Here is a 17,426-nt window from a genome sequence, read left to right on the forward strand (position 1 = left end):
TTGGTGCCCATGATCTCTTCTTCCATGTCCCAGATCATGTTCAGGATCTCTTCGCGTCTGGGCCCGAATTCAGGATGTTTTTTGACCTCGCGCAGGTCCGCGTTCACGCCCAGTTCGGCAAAGGGCAGCCGGTATTCGGTGTGTATCCGCCCCGGACGCGGGGCCATCACGATCAACCGCTCACCCAGCAACAGTGCCTCTTCGACCGAGTGGGTGATCAGGATAATCGTCTTGCCGGTCTCTTTCCACAGCTTCAGCACAAGGCTCTGCATCTTTTCGCGGGTCAGCGCATCCAGCGCCCCCAAGGGTTCGTCCATCAAAATCACATCCGGGTCATTCGCCAGACAGCGGGCCAGTGCCACGCGCTGCTGCATCCCGCCTGACAGCTCATAAACCGCTTTTTCCTTGAAATCCTGCAATCCCACCACGTCCAGCAGATGGTTCACAATCTCGGACTTGTCGTTCTTTGGCATCCCCTTCATCGAGGGGCCAAATCCGACGTTCTCGCGCACCGACATCCATTCAAACAACGCGCCCTGCTGAAACACCATGCCGCGCTCTGCATCTGGTCCGGTAATGCGGTGGCCGTTCAGCGTCATCTTGCCGCCCGTGGGGGCCAAAAACCCTGCCACGATGTTCAGCAGCGTTGTCTTGCCACAGCCCGACGGGCCCAGCACGCTCAGCAATTCGCCGGCTTTCAGATCTATTGTCACATCCTGAAGCGCCTGCACCGCGCCGCCGTCCGGCAGGTCAAACCGCATGGAAAGGTTATCAATGGAAAGTCCGGTCATCATGCGTCTATCCCACCCCCTGTCAGAGGCAAATGGGCAGGGTTATCCCCGCCTCTGTTTCATGTCGCAGCTCTGGCGGCGCGGCCCTGCCATAGGGCCACGCCGCCAGATCGTTCTTACATGCCTTGGGCTGCTGCCAGCGGTGCGGTGTTGACCGCCCCTTCATAGCTGTCCAGCGCCGAATCGATGGAACCCGCTGTGACAAACACCTCGGCCACGCCCTTCATGAAGGTTGCCGCATTGCCGCCCAGCCACTGCTCTGACAGTTGTTCTTCCACGGTCGGGAACTCGAATGTGGCAATCGCCGCACGCGCGGCTTCCATATCCATGCCCGACTGCTCGGCGATCACGGCCAGCATGTCGTCGGTCGGATTGGCCGCCCATGCCGCATTGGCGTCCGCTGTGACCTTCAGAAACTTCGCCAGTTCCTCACCGCTTTCCGCCGCATATGCCGCCGGAACAGATGTCACGTCAAACACCAGAATGCCCAATTCCTGCTTTTCGTCGCCGGTCAGCAGCACATTGCCGTATTCTTTCATCCGGGTCAGACCGCCGCCATACCCACAGGCGAAATCAACCGCGCCTTGGCTCAGCGCCGCAGCACCCTCTGGGGGTGCCATATCAACGATCTGCAGGCTATCGAGCGGCACACCAAAGTGGTCCATCTGACGCAGGAAACCGTAATGCGCGGCGGTGCCCAGCGGCACGGCGACCTTTTTACCGGCCAGTTCGCTGGCCGAATCCTTGTCGATCTCCAGATCGGCCTTCACAACGCAATTGTCGTTGTCGGAATAAGACACAGCCACATCCACAACCTGAATGTCCTGCCCGCCCGATGCGGCCACAACAAAGGGCGGCACACCCTGAGATACCGAAATCTGCACGTCACCTGACGCCATCGCGGCGGACATCGCCGTACCTGTTTCAAAAGAAACCCAGTTGATTTTCTTGCCCAAGGCTTCCTCGTAGGCACCAGATGCCTTGGCGGCCAGCATTGGCATCGGCCATTCAAGGAAATAAGCCACGGTGATTTCACCGGAATGGCTATCGGCCAACGCGGCCTGACCGGTCATGGCCATAACGGCCCCGGCGACAAATACAGTTACAGTTTTCTTGATCATTGCATTCTCCCTTTGATCATTATCGCGGGCACGTTCGGCCCGTTTTTGGGTCGTATCGTCTCAATTTCTGCCCCCGATTTGGGCGTCATCCTGCCCCGAAATGCAAGTGTTGCCTTTTGTAGCCGCAGATCAATGCCCACTTTCCTGCCGGTTTTGCCCCCTCAGAGCCTTTGGTGTTTGCGGATTGGGCAATCGGCTCAACCCTCTTTCAAAAGTTGAACAAACCGATTTGCAATACTGGAAAAGCCAATGTCCCACATCGGACAGGATGAGTACGAATGCCTCGGCAAATAAACGTCCAATTTGGGTGGTGACATGAGTCCAGTTTGCTGGTTTGGCCGTTGCCGCGTCAGCCGCGCCGCACCTCACGTTCATCCGCAAGCCGCAGCAAAGACATCGCAAGGCCCGCCCCCAAAACCTGCGGATCGCGGAAACGGTAGGGCGTGATCGGCGCTTGTGGAAACGGCAGGTCGTCCAGAGCGGTGCCAAGGGCGCGTTGCGCCATGACACGGCCCATCTGCAGGCTCATCGCGACACCACGGCCATTATATCCAAGGCCTGCAATCAATCCCGGTGCTGGTTCATGCAAATGGGGCACCCGATCTGGCGTCAGCGCAACAAAGCCACCCCATTTATAGGTCCACTTTACCCCTTTCAGGCTGGGGAAAATGCGCGGCGCATCTTTATATAGCCACTGAAACCCGCCGATGCCGCCCGTCGGCGTGCGGTATCCCATGCCACCATAGATAAACTGCCCGCCCGGTTCGCGGCGGCAATACATGATCAAACGGCGCGTGTCAGAGATGGTGTGCCCTGCGGGGCAAAGCGGCCCGATCCGGTCGTTGTCCAGCGGATCGGTGGCGATCTGGATCGACGTCAGCGGCAGGACGGATCGTTTCAGGCCCTTCACCAAATTGTCAGTGTATCCGTTGGTGGCGATGATTACTTTTTGTGCAGTGACCTCATGTCCATTCACCTTCAGAACCCAGCCGCCATCGCGGGGGTGCAGTCCCGTCACTGGCGAATGGCTAAAGATTTCTGCCCCCGCCTCGCGCGCCGCCCGGTCCAGCCCGCGTGTCAGGGCCAGCGGCTGTACAGCGCCCCCGCGCGGCGACACAATGCCAGAGCCATAGCCAACGGCCCCAGTCAGCCGCGTGACGTCTTCCTTGCCGACACTCTCAAATTCAGCGCCCAGTTTGTTCCACAGTTTTGCATTACCTTCGGCCACTTTGCGCGCTGCATCGCAATGGTTGGCGCGCAGCCAACCCTTCTGGCGGGCCTCACATTTGATCTGATACCGCTGCACCAGATCAAACAGATCATCCGCCGAATTTAACGCAACCTGCGCCAAACGCTCAAAGAATTTAGGCCCGACTGCACGGCGCAGATCATCAGGCCGGGCCACTGGCAACATTGGATTAACCTGCCCGCCACTGCGCCCCGAGGCCCCGTTGGCAACATTGCGGGCCTCAAAAACGGCGACCTTGGTGCCTGCTTCGGCCAACATCAGGGCGGCGCGTAACCCGGTGAACCCTGCGCCCACAATCGCCACGTCACAGGCCAGCGCACCGTCAAGCCGCTGCTGTATCTGCCCATCCGGTGCGGTGGCGTTCCAAAATGCGTCTGCCTGTTCCATAGGTTTTTCCTGCGCGGACATCGCGCATCGGTCAACAGTTTTGTCAGTTTGCAGGCGACAACACGGATCATCCCCCCCTGCATTTGCTTAAGATTATTGGACAGGGACGGATTCTGGCTTTACCGATGAGGTATCTCTGGCCCTACTTGATTCTGCATCCAAGCCGCAGACAGTGAGTATCGGGGGGCCACTAATGCCCTGAATTCATCCCGCTCACCCAGCGACGAAAGGTCTGACCATGGACGGCAATTTCAACGAAAACGATATCTCACGCGTTGTCGAAGCTGACCGCGCGCACATCTGGCACCACCTGAGCCAGCACAAGCCCTATGAGACAACCGATCCCCGGATCATCGTCGAGGGCAAAGGCATGCGCGTCTGGGACCAAAACGGCAAAGAACACCTTGATGCCGTGTCCGGCGGCGTCTGGACCGTCAACGTCGGCTATGGCCGCGAAGAGATCTGCAAAGCCGTCTACAACCAGATGATGAAGCTGTGCTATTTTGCCCAGTCGGCAGGCTCGATCCCCGGTGCGCTTTTTGCCGAGAAACTGATCGAAAAGATGCCGGGCATGAGCCGCGTATACTACAACAACTCCGGCTCCGAGGCGAACGAGAAAGCCTTTAAGATGGTGCGCCAGATCGCGCACAAAAAATACGGCGGCAAAAAAACCAAGATCCTGTATCGCGACCGCGATTACCATGGCTCCACCCTGGCAGCGATGTCCGCCGGTGGCCAGGATGAGCGCAACGCGCAATACGGCCCCTTTGCGCCCGATTTCATTCGCGTGCCCCACTGCATGGAATACCGCAAGCACGAGCTGGGTCTTGAACATCTGTCGGGGCGTGAGTTTGGCATTGCTGCCGCCAATGCCATCGAAGAAGTGATCCTGCGCGAAGGCCCCGAAACTGTTGGTGCCCTGTGCCTGGAGCCGGTGACAGCCGGTGGCGGCGTCATTGAGGCCCCCGAAGGCTATTGGGAGCGCGTGCAGGAGATCTGCACCCAGTATGACATTCTGCTGCACATCGACGAAGTTGTCTGTGGCGTGGGCCGCACCGGCACTTGGTTTGGCTATCAGCACTACGGCATCAAGCCTGATTTTGTCACCATGGCCAAAGGTGTTGCCTCCGGCTATGCAGCTATCGCCGTGCTGGTCACCACCGAAGAGGTCTTTGACATGTTCAAAGATGATGCATCGGACCCGCTAAACTACTTCCGTGACATCTCCACCTTTGGTGGCTGCACCGCCGGCCCTGCGGCGGCGCTGGAAAACATGCGCATCATCGAAGAAGAGGGCCTGCTGGACAACTGCACCGCCATGGGCGAGCGGATGATGAACAATCTGCTGGCGCTGAAAGAAAAGCACCCCGTAATTGGCGATGTACGTGGCAAGGGTCTGTTCCTTGGGGCCGAACTGGTCACTGATCGCGAAACCAAAGAGCCGGTGGACGAGAAGCTCGCCCAGCAGGTTGTGGCAGACTGTGGTGCCCAGGGTGTTCTGATCGGTGTCACCAACCGCTCTGTTCCCGGCAAAAACAACACGCTGTGCTTTAGCCCGGCGCTGATCGTCACGGCAGAAGACATCGACGCCATCACCGACGCGGTCGACAAGGCCCTAACCAAGGTCTTTGGCTAAAACCTCCAGTCCTCACTTACAACTAAAACGCCCCGGTTTTCCGGGGCGTTTTACATATCAGTCCAGGCAGCACGAGCATTTTGGACTGCCCATTTTGAACAAAAGTGGCTCTTTCTAACAGCCCATCCCGACTGCACTTTGGCGCAAAGGATATGCGATAAAGGAGTCGACCCATGTGGGCCACACCCGTCACACTTACCGGTCAGCAGGTCACGCTTGCGCCGCTCAGCCAAGCCCACGCCGCCGATCTGGCCGAGGCCAGCGCCGATGGTAACCTTGCTGCGCTGTGGTACACGACAATACCCGCCCCGGCCGATGTCCCAGCCGAGATTGACCGGCGATTGGCGCTGCAACAGGCAGGCAGCATGGTGGCCTTTGCCATTCTGGACGCCTCTGACCGGGCTGTTGGCATGACCACCTATATGAATATCGACCAGATCAATCAGCGGCTTGAAATCGGCTCGACCTGGTACCGCAAATCGGTACAGCGCTCGGGGTTGAACACCGAATGTAAACTGCTGATGCTGCGCCACGCCTTTGAGGATCTCGACGCCATCGCCGTGGAGTTCCGCACCCATGTGATCAACCACCAAAGCCGCCGTGCGATTGAACGACTTGGGGCAAAACCTGATGGCATCTTACGGGCTCATATGCGGATGGGGAACGGCAGCCTCCGCGACACGGCAGTCTATTCGATCATCGCACCGGAATGGCCAACCATTCAGGCCCATCTGAACCATCTTATGACCCGGTATTGATCGACGCGGCTGTATAATCGGCCAGCTAGGCATTTTAAACAGCTGTGCTCCCCTGCGACAGCTTTGCCCCAAACGCCACAGCGCCGCGCGTCAGCGCGGCGCTGGGCCCAACGGGAGGCAGGCATTCTTTGAATGACAACTCCGGGCGGGAGCCCCACCCGAAGCTCTAGCCAATCAGATCAGCTGGAAGAGCACCCCCGAAACAATAGCGCCACTGACACCAAGCCCCAGATAGGTGGCAAAGACCTTTGGCTTGACCAGGGACCAGACCGCCGCCATCGCCGGGATCGAACTCACAGCCCCGGCCACCATAAAGGACATCGCAGCACCTGCGCTCATGCCCTGCTCCATCAGCTCCGCCAACAGGGGCGGCGCCACATAAGAGTTGAGATAGGCCGGCATGCCCACCAGCGCCGCCAGGACAATCGGCACCACGCCGTCGCCCCCAACAAGACCTGCAATCAGATCAGCAGGCACGTAATGCACCAGAATTGCCTCCAACACATAGGCCAGCGCCAGCCATTTCAGCAGAAACAATCCATTGCTGACAAACTCGCTGCGGAATTTCAGGCGCCGCTCCGGATCCTGCCAGAATTTCCACTGTGGTTTGTCATCCAGCTTTGGACCGGAAGAACAGCAACTGGAACAGCTGGGCGCCTGTTTCAGGGGATCAGCAAAGGCCCCCTGCCCCATCAGAGTTTTGACAAAGAACCCGCCAAACAGCCCCAGGGCAACGGCGATGACCGCTTTGCCGATGGCAAAATCCCAGCCCAGCGCGCCGGCTGTAATCAACAAGGTTGGCGGATCAATCAGTGGTGACGCCAGCCAGAAGGCCATCACGGCGGAAAGTGGTGCGCCCAGCGCCAGAAGCCCGGCAATAAAGGGGATGACCTCGCAGGAACAGAACGGTGCCAGGCCGCCAAAGACTGCGGCCAAAAAGATCATCCGCACCTCACGCCCAACAAAGGCCCGCGCCACCATGGTTTCTGCCCCAGTGGCCTTGAGATAGGCCAACAGCAACACCGCAAAGAGAATATACCGACCCGTATGAGCCAAAGCCTTGGCGGCAAAAATGATCACGGCCTGGAAATTTCCCGGATCCAGCAGCAATACTGCACAAAGTATAAGCAGGCTCACAGTCCAGGGTGTTTTTAGCCACGCCAATCGGGGGCCTTTCGCCTCCGGCAGGGGGTGGGATGAGTTCTGAGACAGATCAGCCATCATTTGCCGCCTTGTTATCGGGAAGATCGGCGCAGCATTCGCTTAAGATAAAGCCCGCCAGTTTTTCCAGTTGTTCAAAATTTGCCTGGTTCAGAGTGCTGCGCCCAACCCGCGCCTGATCAACGACGCCAGCGCCGGTCAAGAATTTCAAATGATGCGCCAGGGTCGAAGGCGCAATGCCCGTTCGGTCCTGAATGTCCCCAACAGTGAGCCCTTCCCGGCCTGCGCGAATAAGACAGCGCAATACCTGCAGGCGCGATTCCGAGCCCATGGCTGCAAAACCCTGTGCCGCTTCTTCCCACAACATTCTGGATCTCCTCTTTTGATTCTATAAAACTAGTTTTATGGTTTATTTCGCAAAAGACAACCCCATGAATCTTCCGCCTCCCCTTAAGTCCAGATTGCGCACGCTTTATGTCCACCCTAAGGTGCCCGTCATGGCTATATCCGTTGACACATTTTTCCTGAATTCCGACGCCCAGGGCACCCTGCAGGCGCAAATCCAGGAAATGATCGCCGAAGGCATCCTTTCAGGGCGCTTTCGCGTTGGTGAAAAGCTGCCCTCCTCGCGAAAACTGGCGGTACATCTGGGCATTAGCCGCATCACCGTCACGCTGGCCTATACAGAACTGCTGGCAAATGATTACCTGACATCGCGCGGACGATCCGGGTATTTTGTGTCAGAAAACGCACCTGTCCCACCAATCTACACCCCTCCTGTGCAATCCAGGGAGGCGGTGGACTGGGACACTGTACTGGTGCGAAAATTCACTGGCGGCGACACCCCGCGCAAGGCCCGAGACTGGCGCAGCTATCGCTATCCCTTTATCTACGGGCAGGCTGATCCCTCGCTGTTTGATCATGCCAATTGGCGGCTTTGCTCGCTACGCGCCCTGGGGCAAAAAGACTTTGCGGCGCTGACAGACGACTATTTCGACCAGGACGACCCCCTCCTGATCGAATACATCGCCCGCCACACCCTGCCCCGTCGTGGCGTCATTGCCCGGCCCGAACAGATCCTGATCACCCTTGGCGCCCAAAACGCCCTCTGGCTGGCTGGTCAGCTCTTGCTGAACCAGAGCAGCAAAGCCACCATCGAAGACCCGACCTATTACACCCTGCGCGACCAGTTGCATCATGTGGGCTGTCAGGTTGATTGCATCCCTGTGGATCAGGACGGTCTGCCGCCACAGGACATATCCGATGACACGGATGTCATTTTCTGCACCCCCAGCCATCAAAGCCCCACCACAGCGACCATGCCCATGGCACGGCGCCGTGAGTTGCTGCAACGGGCCCATGACATTGATGCGGTCATTGTCGAAGACGACTATGAGTTCGAAATGTCCTTTATGCGGGCGCCCTCTCCGGCCCTGAAGTCACTCGATTCCGATGGCCGAGTGATTTATGTCGGCAGCTTCTCCAAATCCCTGTTTCCAGGGTTGCGACTGGGCTATATTGTCGGCTCCGAAGCCTTTATTCGCCAGGCCCGCGCCCTGCGCGCCAATGTACTGCGACATCCGCCTGGCCATGTCCAACGTACCGTCGCCTATTTCCTGTCCCTGGGGCATTATGATGCCCAGATCCGGCGCACCGCAAAGGTTCTGCAGGACCGCCGCCAAGTGATCGAAGAAGCCATCATCGAACATGGGCTCACGGTATCGGGCGAGGGAGTCTATGGCGGCTCATCTTTGTGGATGCAGGCGCCCGATGGCATCAACATGGCTCATATTGCTGAGCAGTTGAAACCCGACAGCGTCATTGTTGAACCCGGCGCGCCGTTCTTTTCGGCGCAACATCGTCAGCACAACTTCTTTCGGCTTGGCTATTCCTCCATTTCTGCCAACCGCATCGCACCTGGGCTGGCCCTCTTGGCGCAGGCCCTGAAACAGGCAGAAACAGCCTAACCAACCCCTGATCTGCCACAGCAACACTCATGTTGAATGAGACAAATCATATCGCGCATTGATATCTCAGAACCCTGCGCGCGCAGGTGATCCGCTGAAAGCCCCTACTTTTACAAAGGCGGCGCCTGTTTTGGCTCTATCCGCGTTTGGAACTGGCCCTAACTGCGCGGGCTTAGTCTGCCTAAACCAGTGATAATCCCCGGTAACTGGCCGGGGCTCTATGCGTCTCACTTAGGAGCACCCGCCATGAAAATGACCACCGAGGAAGCCTTTGTAAAAACCCTGCAAATGCACGGCATTCAGCATGCATTTGGTATTATTGGTTCGGCAATGATGCCGATTTCCGACATCTTCCCCAAAGCAGGCATCACCTTCTGGGACTGCGCCCATGAGGGCTCTGGCGGCATGATGGCAGATGGCTATACCCGCGCCACCGGCAAGATGTCGATGATGATCGCCCAGAACGGCCCCGGCATCACCAATTTTGTCACCGCCGTCAAAACCGCATACTGGAACCACACGCCGCTGTTGCTGGTCACACCACAGGCCGCCAACAAGACCATCGGTCAGGGTGGTTTCCAGGAAATGGAACAAATGCGCATGTTTGCCGACTGCGTTTGCTACCAGGAAGAAGTCCGTGATCCGTCCCGCGTGGCCGAAGTTCTCAGCCGGGTGATCATGCAGGCCAAGCGCAGCTCTGCCCCGGCGCAGCTGAACATCCCCCGTGATATGTGGACCCAGATCGTCGATATTGAGCTGCCACAGATCGTGGAGTTTGAACGCCCCGGTGGCGGCGAAGCCTCGCTGCAGGAAGCGGCTGATCTGCTGTCCGACGCCAAGTTCCCCGTCATCCTGAACGGGGCCGGTGTGGTTCTGTCCGGTGGTATCGAGGCCTCCAAAGAGCTAGCCGAGCGTCTCAGTGCTCCGGTCTGCGTTGGCTACCAGCACAACGACGCCTTCCCCGGATCGCACCCCCTGTTTGCGGGTCCGCTGGGCTACAATGGCTCCAAAGCCGGCATGGAGCTGATCGCCAAGGCAGATGTGGTGTTGGCGCTAGGGTCACGCCTGAACCCGTTTTCGACCCTGCCCGGTTATGGCATCGACTACTGGCCAACAGAGGCCAAGATCATCCAGGTCGACATCAACCCTGACCGCATCGGCCTGACCAAAAAGGTCACCGTTGGTATCGTTGGTGACGCCAAAAAAGTCGCCACGTCGATCCTGGAAAAACTGTCTGACAGCGCCGGTGATGAGGGTCGCGACGATCGCATGACGCTGATCTCCACCGCCAAATCCACCTGGGCGCAGCAACTCAGCTCGATGGATCACGAAGACGACGATCCCGGCACCACCTGGAACGAACGCGCCCGCGCCGACAAACCAGAGTGGATGAGCCCACGCATGGCCTGGCGTGCAATCCAATCCGCGCTGCCAAAAGAGGCGATCATCTCGTCTGATATCGGCAACAACTGCGCCATCGGCAACGCCTATCCGTCCTTTGATGACAGCCGCAAATATCTGGCCCCCGGCCTGTTTGGCCCCTGTGGATATGGCCTGCCAGCGGTTGTTGGGGCCAAGATTGGCTGCCCGGATGTGCCGGTTGTCGGCTTTTCTGGCGACGGTGCCTTTGGCATTGCGGTGACCGAACTGACCGCAATTGGCCGCAGCGAGTGGCCCGCGGTGACGCAGGTCGTGTTCCGCAACTACCAGTGGGGCGCGGAAAAGCGCAACTCGACCCTGTGGTTCGATGACAACTTTGTTGGCACCGAGCTGGACCAGCAGGTGTCTTATGCGGGAATCGCCACGGCCTGTGGTCTGAAAGGCGTCATTGCCCGCACCATGGATGAGCTGACAGCCGCCCTGTCGCAAGCCGTCGAAGACCAGAAGAACGGGATCACCACCCTCATCGAGGCGATGATCAACCAGGAACTGGGCGAACCCTTCCGCCGCGACGCGATGAAAAAGCCGGTCGAGGTTGCAGGTATCGACGCTTCTGACATGCGCGAACAGCAGGTCTGATCCAGATGGAGCTGCCCTTTGATCTAACAGCAGGCCAAGGGGCATATCTGGCCGCCGCATTGTTTGCGGCGGCCTATATTCGCGGCTACTCCGGCTTTGGATTTTCCGCGATCTTTATAATTCTGGCGGCTCTGACCACCAATCCGCTGCCACTGATCCCGGTGATTTTTGCCTGTGAAATCACCATGACCCTGTTTCAGGCCCGGGGCATTCGGGCCCATGTGGACTGGTCCCGTGTGCGGCCCTTGCTGATTGGGGCTGCCATCGCCACCATTCCCGCGGTGACCGTCATGGCCCGCCTGGGCGAAGATCAGGCCCGGCTGGCCATTTCAGCCGTTATTTTGATGCTGAGCCTGATCCTGCTGAGCGGCTGGCAGATGCGCCGCCAAATTGGTTTTAATGGCAATCTGGCGGTTGGACTATTGTCCGGCATGGTCAATAGCGCCGGCGTTGGCGGCCTGCCTGCGGCGGCGTTCCTCACCGCGCAGCCTGTTGCCCCGGCGGTGTTTCGCGCCACCATGATTGTCTTTCTCACCGGGATTGACCTGATGGCCCTGCCCGTGATGCACGCCAATGGCTTGACCGGCGGCGAAACCCTGATCGGTGTGCTGCTGGCCTTTCCCATTCTGGGGCTTGGCATCTGGGCCGGGAGCCTGCGGTTTTCCTCGGCCTCACAGGCGCAGTTTCGCCGGGTGATTGTTGCGCTGCTGACGGTGTTTTCCGTTCTCAACATCCTCAAGGTGGCACTATGAACACCTCTGCAGACATATTGGTGCTGAATACCGGGTCCTCTTCTGTCAAGTTCGCGGTCTTTGACGCCCAGCTGCACGAACGCATAAGCGGTGTTGCGGAGGGTATTGGCGCTCGGGGAACCCTGCGCATCGGCGCACAGACGGAGCCGCTGGATCTGCCTGATCACGATCAGGCGATTGCGGCAGTTCTGGACCGGCTTACCCAACAGGGCGCAGGCCCAAACAGCCTGCGTGCGGTGGCCCATCGCGTGGTGCATGGTGGCCAAACCCTCACGCAGCCGACCCGCATCACCCCACCGGTGCGCGCCGAGATCCAGGCCTGTGTGCCACTGGCTCCGCTGCACAACCCCCATGCGCTGTTGGCGATGGATGCCCTGGACCACCTGGCCCCGGATCTGCCGCAATATGCCAGTTTTGACACCGCTTTTCACGCCACCGCCCCCGAGGTCGCCAGCCGCTACGCCCTGCCGCCCCAGGCCGAAGCCCTGGGCCTGCGCCGCTATGGGTTTCACGGGCTGTCCTACGCCGCGTTGTGCCGCCGCCTGCCTGAGATCTCCACCCAGCCCTTGCCGCAGCGACTGCTGGCGCTGCACCTTGGCAACGGCGCCTCTATCTGCGCCATCAAGGACGGTCAGTCGGTGGGTACAACCATGGGCTATTCCCCACTTGAGGGGCTGACCATGGGCACCCGGGTCGGCACCCTGGACCCCAATGCGACGCTCAGGCTGGTGGAAGAGATCGGCCTGAATGAGACCAAGGCGCTGCTAAACAACCGGTCCGGCCTGATCGGCCTGTCTGGCGGCCTGTCGGACATGCGGGCGCTGGAACAGGCAGGCACGCCTGAGGCGCAGTTTGCAATCGACCACTTTTGCTACTGGGCCATCCGCCACGGTCACAGTCTGATCGGCGCCATGGGGGGCTGCGATGCCATCGCCTTTACCGGCGGCATTGGTGAAAACGCCAGCGGCATCCGCGCCCGTATCCTTGATGGGTTTGCCTGGCTTGGCTGCGCGATTGATCCCGATAGAAACACTCAAAACACCCCCTGCCTGACCAGCCCCACAGCGACGCCTAGGGCCTGGATCGTCCCAGCAGAGGAAGAGCGCCAGATCGCCATGGATGCCGATGCCTTGCTCCGAGGCGCCACATGAACGTGACACCATGCGCCCTTGTTTCACCGATACATCACAGCAAACTGGCCCCTTTGCGCAAGCAAAGGAACCTGCCGCTTGCTGCCCGGCATAGGCCGCGAGGGCCACGGCCCCAACGTCTGCGCCTTTGCAGCCCCTGTATGAAAGCGTCGCTGTGACCCAGACGCCCCGCCCCAACCGGACAACGCAGATGGTCCAGAGCCTACGGGCCCACAGCAAGGAGCTGTTTCCCGGTGTTGCCGTGGCACTGATTGTCGCTGCCACCGCGCAATTCCTGGCCGACCATTACGCCACCCCGGCGATGCTGCTGGCACTGCTACTGGGCATCGCCGTGAGCTTTCTTGGCGAAGAAGGCAAAACAGTTGCCGGCATCGCCTTTTCGGCGCGGTCGCTGTTGCGTCTGGGCATTGCCTTTTTGGGGGTTCGGGTTTCGATGGGGTTGATGATGGCCCTGGGCTGGGATCTCATTGCGCTGGTTGTGGGCGGTGTGATTGCCACCATTGGCTTTGGCCTGCTGGTGGCGCGGTTCTTTGGTCACAAATGGCGTTTTGCACTGTTGACTGCCGGCTCCGTGGCAATCTGCGGAGCCTCCGCCGCCATGGCGATCAGCGCGATCCTGCCCCGCGACGGGCGTTCCGAAGAACGGCTTATCTTTACCGTGATGGGCGTCACCGTGCTGTCGACCCTCGCCATGATTGCCTATCCTATCTTGGTGAATTTTCTCGGGCTAAACCCGGTGCAGGCCGGCGTCTTCCTGGGTGGGACCATTCATGATGTCGCCCAGGTGGTTGGCGCCGGCTTTTCCATCTCGGAACAGACCGGGGATACTGCCACTCTGGTCAAGCTGATGCGCGTCGCCATGCTGGCGCCCATCGTTTTGGTGGCCTCGCTGATGATCCGTGCCTTTGCCGAACTGCCCAAAGATGGCACCCGTCCGCCGCTGCTGCCTGGCTTTGTGGTTGCTTTTCTCTTGCTCGCCGGGCTCAACTCCTTTGGACTGATCCCGGCGAGCGTCAGCGATTTTCTCAGCCAGTGGTCACGCTGGTTGCTGCTCACCGCGATTGCGGCCGTGGGCATGAAGACCAATCTAAAACAGGTGCTGGCCGTCGGAGGCGCGGCCATTGCCTTACTCATCGTCGAAACACTGTTCATTGCCGGGCTCATCCTGGCAGGGATCACTGTCCTGAGCTGAGATCCGCCTTGGACAGACAACGTTATAGGGAGGCCAGATGACGTTCCAGCAACCCCGGGTGGAGACATCCCCCAAGGTATCAGACGAGATCCGTCAGACCACCTGCTACATGTGCGCCTGCCGTTGTGGCATCAACGTGCATATGAAAACCAATGAGGACGGCAAGAAAGAGGTCGCCTATATCGAAGGCAACCGCGATCACCCGGTCAACAAGGGCGTACTCTGTGCCAAGGGGTCTGCCGGCATCATGCAGGTCAATGCGCCTTCACGGCTGAAGGCGCCGCTGAAACGTGTTGGGCCTCGGGGGTCTGGCGAGTTTGAGGAAATCTCCTGGGATGAAGCGCTGGAGATCGCCGCTGGCTGGCTGGAGCCGATCCGCCGTGATGACCCGTCAAAGCTGGCCTTTTTTACTGGTCGGGATCAGTCGCAATCCTTCACCGGCTTCTGGGCGCAGAATTTTGGCACCTGTAACTACGCAGCCCACGGTGGCTTTTGCTCGGTCAATATGGCCACCGCTGGCATCTACACCATGGGCGGCGCCTTTTGGGAATTTGGCCAGCCCGACTGGGATCATACCAAGCTGTTCATGCTGTTTGGCGTTGCCGAAGACCACGACAGCAACCCGATCAAAATGGGCCTCGGCAAGATCAAGGCGCGCGGCGCGCGGGTGATCGGCGTTAATCCGATCCGCTCGGGCTATAACGCCATCGCAGATGACTGGGTCGGCATCACCCCCGGCACCGACGGCTTGTTCATCCTGGCCCTGGTGCATGAGCTGATGAAGGCCGGCAAGATCGATCTGGATTACCTCAGCCGCTACACCAATGCACCGGTGCTGGTGAACCAGGACCCCAATTCGCCGGACAAGGGCCTGTTCCTGCGGGACGACCACGGCTCACCGCTGGTGATCAACCGCAACACCGGCAAACTTGCCCCCTTTGACATGAAGGGCGTGCGCCCCGATCTAGGCGGCAGTTTCAAGATGGGTGACATCACCCATGTCTCGGTGTTTCAGCTGATGGCCCAGCGTTACCTGAAAGACGAATACTCCCCCGAAGCCGTGGCCGAGCGTTGCGGCATTCCGGCCACGCGCATCCGTGCCATTGCCGCAGAACTGGCCAGCGTCGCCTTTGACGAGGCCTTTGAGCTGGACCAGGAATGGACCGATTTTCGTGGCGAAAAACACAAAAAGATGATCGGCCGCCCCGTCGCCATGCACGCCATGCGCGGTGTCTCGGCCCATGCCAACGGCTTTCAGACCTGCCGCGCCCTGCATGTGCTGCAGATCCTGCTTGGCACGGTCGAAGCCCCCGGTGGCTTCCGCTTCAAACCGCCCTATCCCAAACCGGTCGAGGCCCACCCGGCCCCCCATTGCCGGGTCACCCCCAACAAACCGCTGGATGGCCCGCACCTGGGCTTTGTGCATGGGCCGGAACATCTGGCGCTGAAAAGTGACGGCAGCCCGGCGCGTATCGACAAGGCCTTTACCTGGGAAAATCCGATGTCCAGCCACGGGCTGATGCATATGGTGATCTCCAACGCCCATGCAGGCGATCCCTACAAGATCGACACCCTGTTCATGTATATGGCCAATATGTCGTGGAATTCCTCGATGAACACCGGTGGTGTAATCGAGATGCTGACCGACAAGGACGCCGACGGCGCATATAAGATCCCGCGCATCATCTATTCCGATGCCTATTCTTCGGAAATGGTGGCCTACGCCGATCTGATCCTGCCCGACACCACCTATCTGGAACGCCACGATTGTATCTCGATGCTGGACCGCCCCATTTGCGAAGCCGATGGCGCCGCCGATGCCATCCGCTGGCCGGTGATCGAGCCCGACCGGCCCGGTCATCATGGCGTGCGCGGCTTTCAGACCGTGCTGGTGCAGCTGGCCAACAAGATGAAACTGCCCGGTTTCACAAATGAAGACGGCAGCGCCAAATGGCAGGACTACGCCGACTATATCGTCAACCACGAACGCAAACCGGGTATCGGCCCGCTGGCGGGCTTTCGCGGCCCCGATGGCGACAAATCCGGGCGCGGGGAGCCAAACCCGCAGCAGCTGGACAAATACATCAAAAACGGCGGTTTCTTTGTCGAACATATCCCCGCCGAGGCCAGCTATTTCAAACCCTGGAACAGGGCCTATCAGGACTGGGCGGTGGACCTTGGCCTCTACGACAGCCCCCAGCCCTATCTGTTTCAGCTCTATGTGGAGCCGATGCGCAAATTCCAACTGGCCGCCGAAGGTCACGGCGAACGTCAGCCCCCGGAACACCTGCGTCAGCGCATCAAAGACACCATGGACCCGCTGCCAATCTGGTATGAGACAGATCAACAGGGCAACGAGGGTTTCACCGTCAACGCCCTAACCCAACGCCCCATGGCGATGTACCACTCCTGGGGCAGCCAAAACGCCTGGCTCAGACAGCTGCATGGGCACAACCCGCTCTATCTGCCAACAAAACTGATGCGTCAGCACGACCTGGCAGATGGCGACTGGGCCAGGGTTTCCTCTCCCCATGGGGAAATCACCGTACCAGTGATGGAAATGGCAGCGCTCAACCACAACACTGTCTGGACCTGGAACGCCATCGGCAAACGCAAAGGCACCTGGGGCCTGCAGGAAGACGCTCCCGAAGCCACCAGGGGCTTCCTGCTCAACCACCTGATCCACGAGCTGATGCCGCCCAAAGGTGACGGGCTTCGCTGGGCCAACTCCGACCCCATCACCGGCCAAGCCGCCTGGTTCGACCTCAAGGTGAAAATCGAAAAAGCAGCTGCTCCGGCAGATTTCACCGAAAGCCAACCCTCGCTGGAGCCAATCAAATCCCCCGTCGGCACCGGTCCCAAAAATCTGTCATGGAAGGTGGGAAAATGACCCTGCTTTTTCTCTGGCACCCCTGCTCTTCATCTGACCGCAAATACCTCGGGGTCCGGGGCAGCGCCCCGGTCCTGCAATCCAAAATGAGCGGAGGCATGTTCTGATGACTGAACTCCCCACCAATACCGCCAAAAAAATGGGCCTGGTCATCGATCTGGACACCTGCGTTGGCTGCCATGCCTGCGTGATCTCCTGCAAAGGGTGGAACACGGAGAACTACGGCGCACCCCTTAGCGATCAGGACCCCTACGGTGCCAACCCGACAGGCACCTTCCTGAACCGCGTGCATTCTTACGAGGTTCAACCCCCTGATTTGGGCCAAGGCGCAGCACCCGCTCAGCTGATCCAC

Annotated in this window: 13 protein-coding genes and 1 pseudogene; 9 read left to right on the forward strand and 5 right to left on the reverse strand. The window is 59.4% G+C overall.

Annotated elements, in window-relative coordinates; genetic code table 11:
- The 3 genes from QZ268_RS18245 to QZ268_RS18255 all read right to left on the reverse strand — a co-directional run.
- On the reverse strand, positions 1–791 hold a 791-nt coding region (locus QZ268_RS18245; RefSeq protein WP_295455373.1), incomplete at its 3' end, for an ABC transporter ATP-binding protein.
- 116 nt (positions 792–907) lie between these two features.
- Positions 908–1,912, reverse strand: coding sequence for an ABC transporter substrate-binding protein (locus QZ268_RS18250; RefSeq protein ID WP_295455375.1), 1,005 nt, complete (start codon positions 1,910–1,912; stop codon positions 908–910).
- A gap of 349 nt (positions 1,913–2,261) precedes the next feature.
- Positions 2,262–3,548: an FAD-dependent oxidoreductase gene (locus tag QZ268_RS18255; RefSeq protein ID WP_295455377.1), complete on the reverse strand. Its 1,287-nt coding sequence runs from the start codon at positions 3,546–3,548 to the stop codon at positions 2,262–2,264.
- Positions 3,549–3,786: 238 nt separating this feature from the next.
- Here QZ268_RS18255 and QZ268_RS18260 point away from each other — a divergent pair, with 238 nt between their 5' ends.
- Together QZ268_RS18260 and QZ268_RS18265 are read left to right on the forward strand one after the other, a co-directional pair.
- Positions 3,787–5,184 (forward strand): aminotransferase class III-fold pyridoxal phosphate-dependent enzyme, encoded by a 1,398-nt coding sequence (locus QZ268_RS18260; protein ID WP_295455379.1) that lies wholly within the window; start codon positions 3,787–3,789, stop codon positions 5,182–5,184.
- Between the two features lie 173 nt (positions 5,185–5,357).
- Positions 5,358–5,942, forward strand: a complete 585-nt coding sequence (locus QZ268_RS18265) for a GNAT family protein (RefSeq protein ID WP_295455380.1) — start codon at positions 5,358–5,360, stop codon at positions 5,940–5,942.
- Positions 5,943–6,116: 174 nt separating this feature from the next.
- Here the strand turns inward: QZ268_RS18265 and QZ268_RS18270 are convergent, their stop codons facing one another.
- Together QZ268_RS18270 and QZ268_RS18275 are read right to left on the reverse strand one after the other, a co-directional pair.
- On the reverse strand, positions 6,117–7,163 hold the full coding sequence (locus tag QZ268_RS18270; protein WP_295455382.1) for a permease: 1,047 nt from the start codon (positions 7,161–7,163) through the stop codon (positions 6,117–6,119).
- Positions 7,156–7,470 (reverse strand): helix-turn-helix transcriptional regulator, encoded by a 315-nt coding sequence (locus QZ268_RS18275; protein ID WP_295455384.1) that lies wholly within the window; start codon positions 7,468–7,470, stop codon positions 7,156–7,158. Before QZ268_RS18275 ends, QZ268_RS18270 begins: the two co-directional genes overlap by 8 nt.
- A 130-nt stretch (positions 7,471–7,600) precedes the next feature.
- On the opposite strand from QZ268_RS18275, the gene QZ268_RS18280 reads away from it, so the two are divergent.
- The 7 genes and pseudogenes from QZ268_RS18280 to QZ268_RS18310 all read left to right on the forward strand — a co-directional run.
- Positions 7,601–9,070 carry a PLP-dependent aminotransferase family protein gene (locus QZ268_RS18280; RefSeq protein ID WP_295455385.1) on the forward strand — a complete coding sequence of 490 codons (1,470 nt, stop codon included), beginning with the start codon at positions 7,601–7,603 and terminating at the stop codon, positions 9,068–9,070.
- Between the two features lie 246 nt (positions 9,071–9,316).
- Positions 9,317–11,089, forward strand: a complete 1,773-nt coding sequence (gene xsc, locus QZ268_RS18285; protein ID WP_295455387.1) for a sulfoacetaldehyde acetyltransferase — start codon at positions 9,317–9,319, stop codon at positions 11,087–11,089.
- A 5-nt stretch (positions 11,090–11,094) separates the two neighbouring features.
- The gene (locus QZ268_RS18290) at positions 11,095–11,841 is read left to right on the forward strand and encodes a TSUP family transporter (RefSeq protein WP_295455389.1); all 747 of its coding nucleotides are present in this window, start codon (positions 11,095–11,097) and stop codon (positions 11,839–11,841) included.
- Positions 11,838–12,992, forward strand: coding sequence for an acetate/propionate family kinase (locus QZ268_RS18295; RefSeq protein ID WP_295455391.1), 1,155 nt, complete (start codon positions 11,838–11,840; stop codon positions 12,990–12,992). The genes QZ268_RS18290 and QZ268_RS18295 overlap by 4 nt, the downstream gene beginning before the upstream one ends.
- 190 nt (positions 12,993–13,182) lie before the next feature.
- On the forward strand, positions 13,183–14,184 hold the full coding sequence (locus QZ268_RS18300; RefSeq protein WP_295455393.1) for a putative sulfate exporter family transporter: 1,002 nt from the start codon (positions 13,183–13,185) through the stop codon (positions 14,182–14,184).
- A 37-nt stretch (positions 14,185–14,221) separates the two neighbouring features.
- Positions 14,222–17,074 (forward strand): molybdopterin oxidoreductase family protein, encoded by a 2,853-nt coding sequence (locus QZ268_RS18305; protein WP_295455395.1) that lies wholly within the window; start codon positions 14,222–14,224, stop codon positions 17,072–17,074.
- Between the two features lie 106 nt (positions 17,075–17,180).
- Positions 17,181–17,426: pseudogene (locus QZ268_RS18310) on the forward strand ((Fe-S)-binding protein); the annotation flags it as partial.

Source organism: uncultured Pseudophaeobacter sp. (genome assembly GCA_905479575.1).
Lineage (GTDB): Bacteria > Pseudomonadota > Alphaproteobacteria > Rhodobacterales > Rhodobacteraceae > Pseudophaeobacter.

Excerpts from the sequence above, each read along its gene's own strand:
- QZ268_RS18250 (WP_295455375.1), bottom strand. The coding sequence starts at position 1,912 with ATGATCAAGAAAACTGTAACTGTATTTGTCGCCGGGGCCGTTATGGCC.
- xsc (WP_295455387.1), top strand. The coding sequence starts at position 9,317 with ATGAAAATGACCACCGAGGAAGCCTTTGTAAAAACCCTGCAAATGCAC.
- QZ268_RS18280 (WP_295455385.1), top strand. The coding sequence starts at position 7,601 with ATGGCTATATCCGTTGACACATTTTTCCTGAATTCCGACGCCCAGGGC.
- QZ268_RS18270 (WP_295455382.1), bottom strand. The coding sequence starts at position 7,163 with ATGGCTGATCTGTCTCAGAACTCATCCCACCCCCTGCCGGAGGCGAAA.
- QZ268_RS18260 (WP_295455379.1), top strand. The coding sequence starts at position 3,787 with ATGGACGGCAATTTCAACGAAAACGATATCTCACGCGTTGTCGAAGCT.
- QZ268_RS18295 (WP_295455391.1), top strand. The coding sequence starts at position 11,838 with ATGAACACCTCTGCAGACATATTGGTGCTGAATACCGGGTCCTCTTCT.
- QZ268_RS18275 (WP_295455384.1), bottom strand. The coding sequence starts at position 7,470 with ATGTTGTGGGAAGAAGCGGCACAGGGTTTTGCAGCCATGGGCTCGGAA.
- QZ268_RS18255 (WP_295455377.1), bottom strand. The coding sequence starts at position 3,548 with ATGGAACAGGCAGACGCATTTTGGAACGCCACCGCACCGGATGGGCAG.
- QZ268_RS18290 (WP_295455389.1), top strand. The coding sequence starts at position 11,095 with ATGGAGCTGCCCTTTGATCTAACAGCAGGCCAAGGGGCATATCTGGCC.
- QZ268_RS18300 (WP_295455393.1), top strand. The coding sequence starts at position 13,183 with ATGGTCCAGAGCCTACGGGCCCACAGCAAGGAGCTGTTTCCCGGTGTT.
- QZ268_RS18305 (WP_295455395.1), top strand. The coding sequence starts at position 14,222 with ATGACGTTCCAGCAACCCCGGGTGGAGACATCCCCCAAGGTATCAGAC.
- QZ268_RS18265 (WP_295455380.1), top strand. The coding sequence starts at position 5,358 with ATGTGGGCCACACCCGTCACACTTACCGGTCAGCAGGTCACGCTTGCG.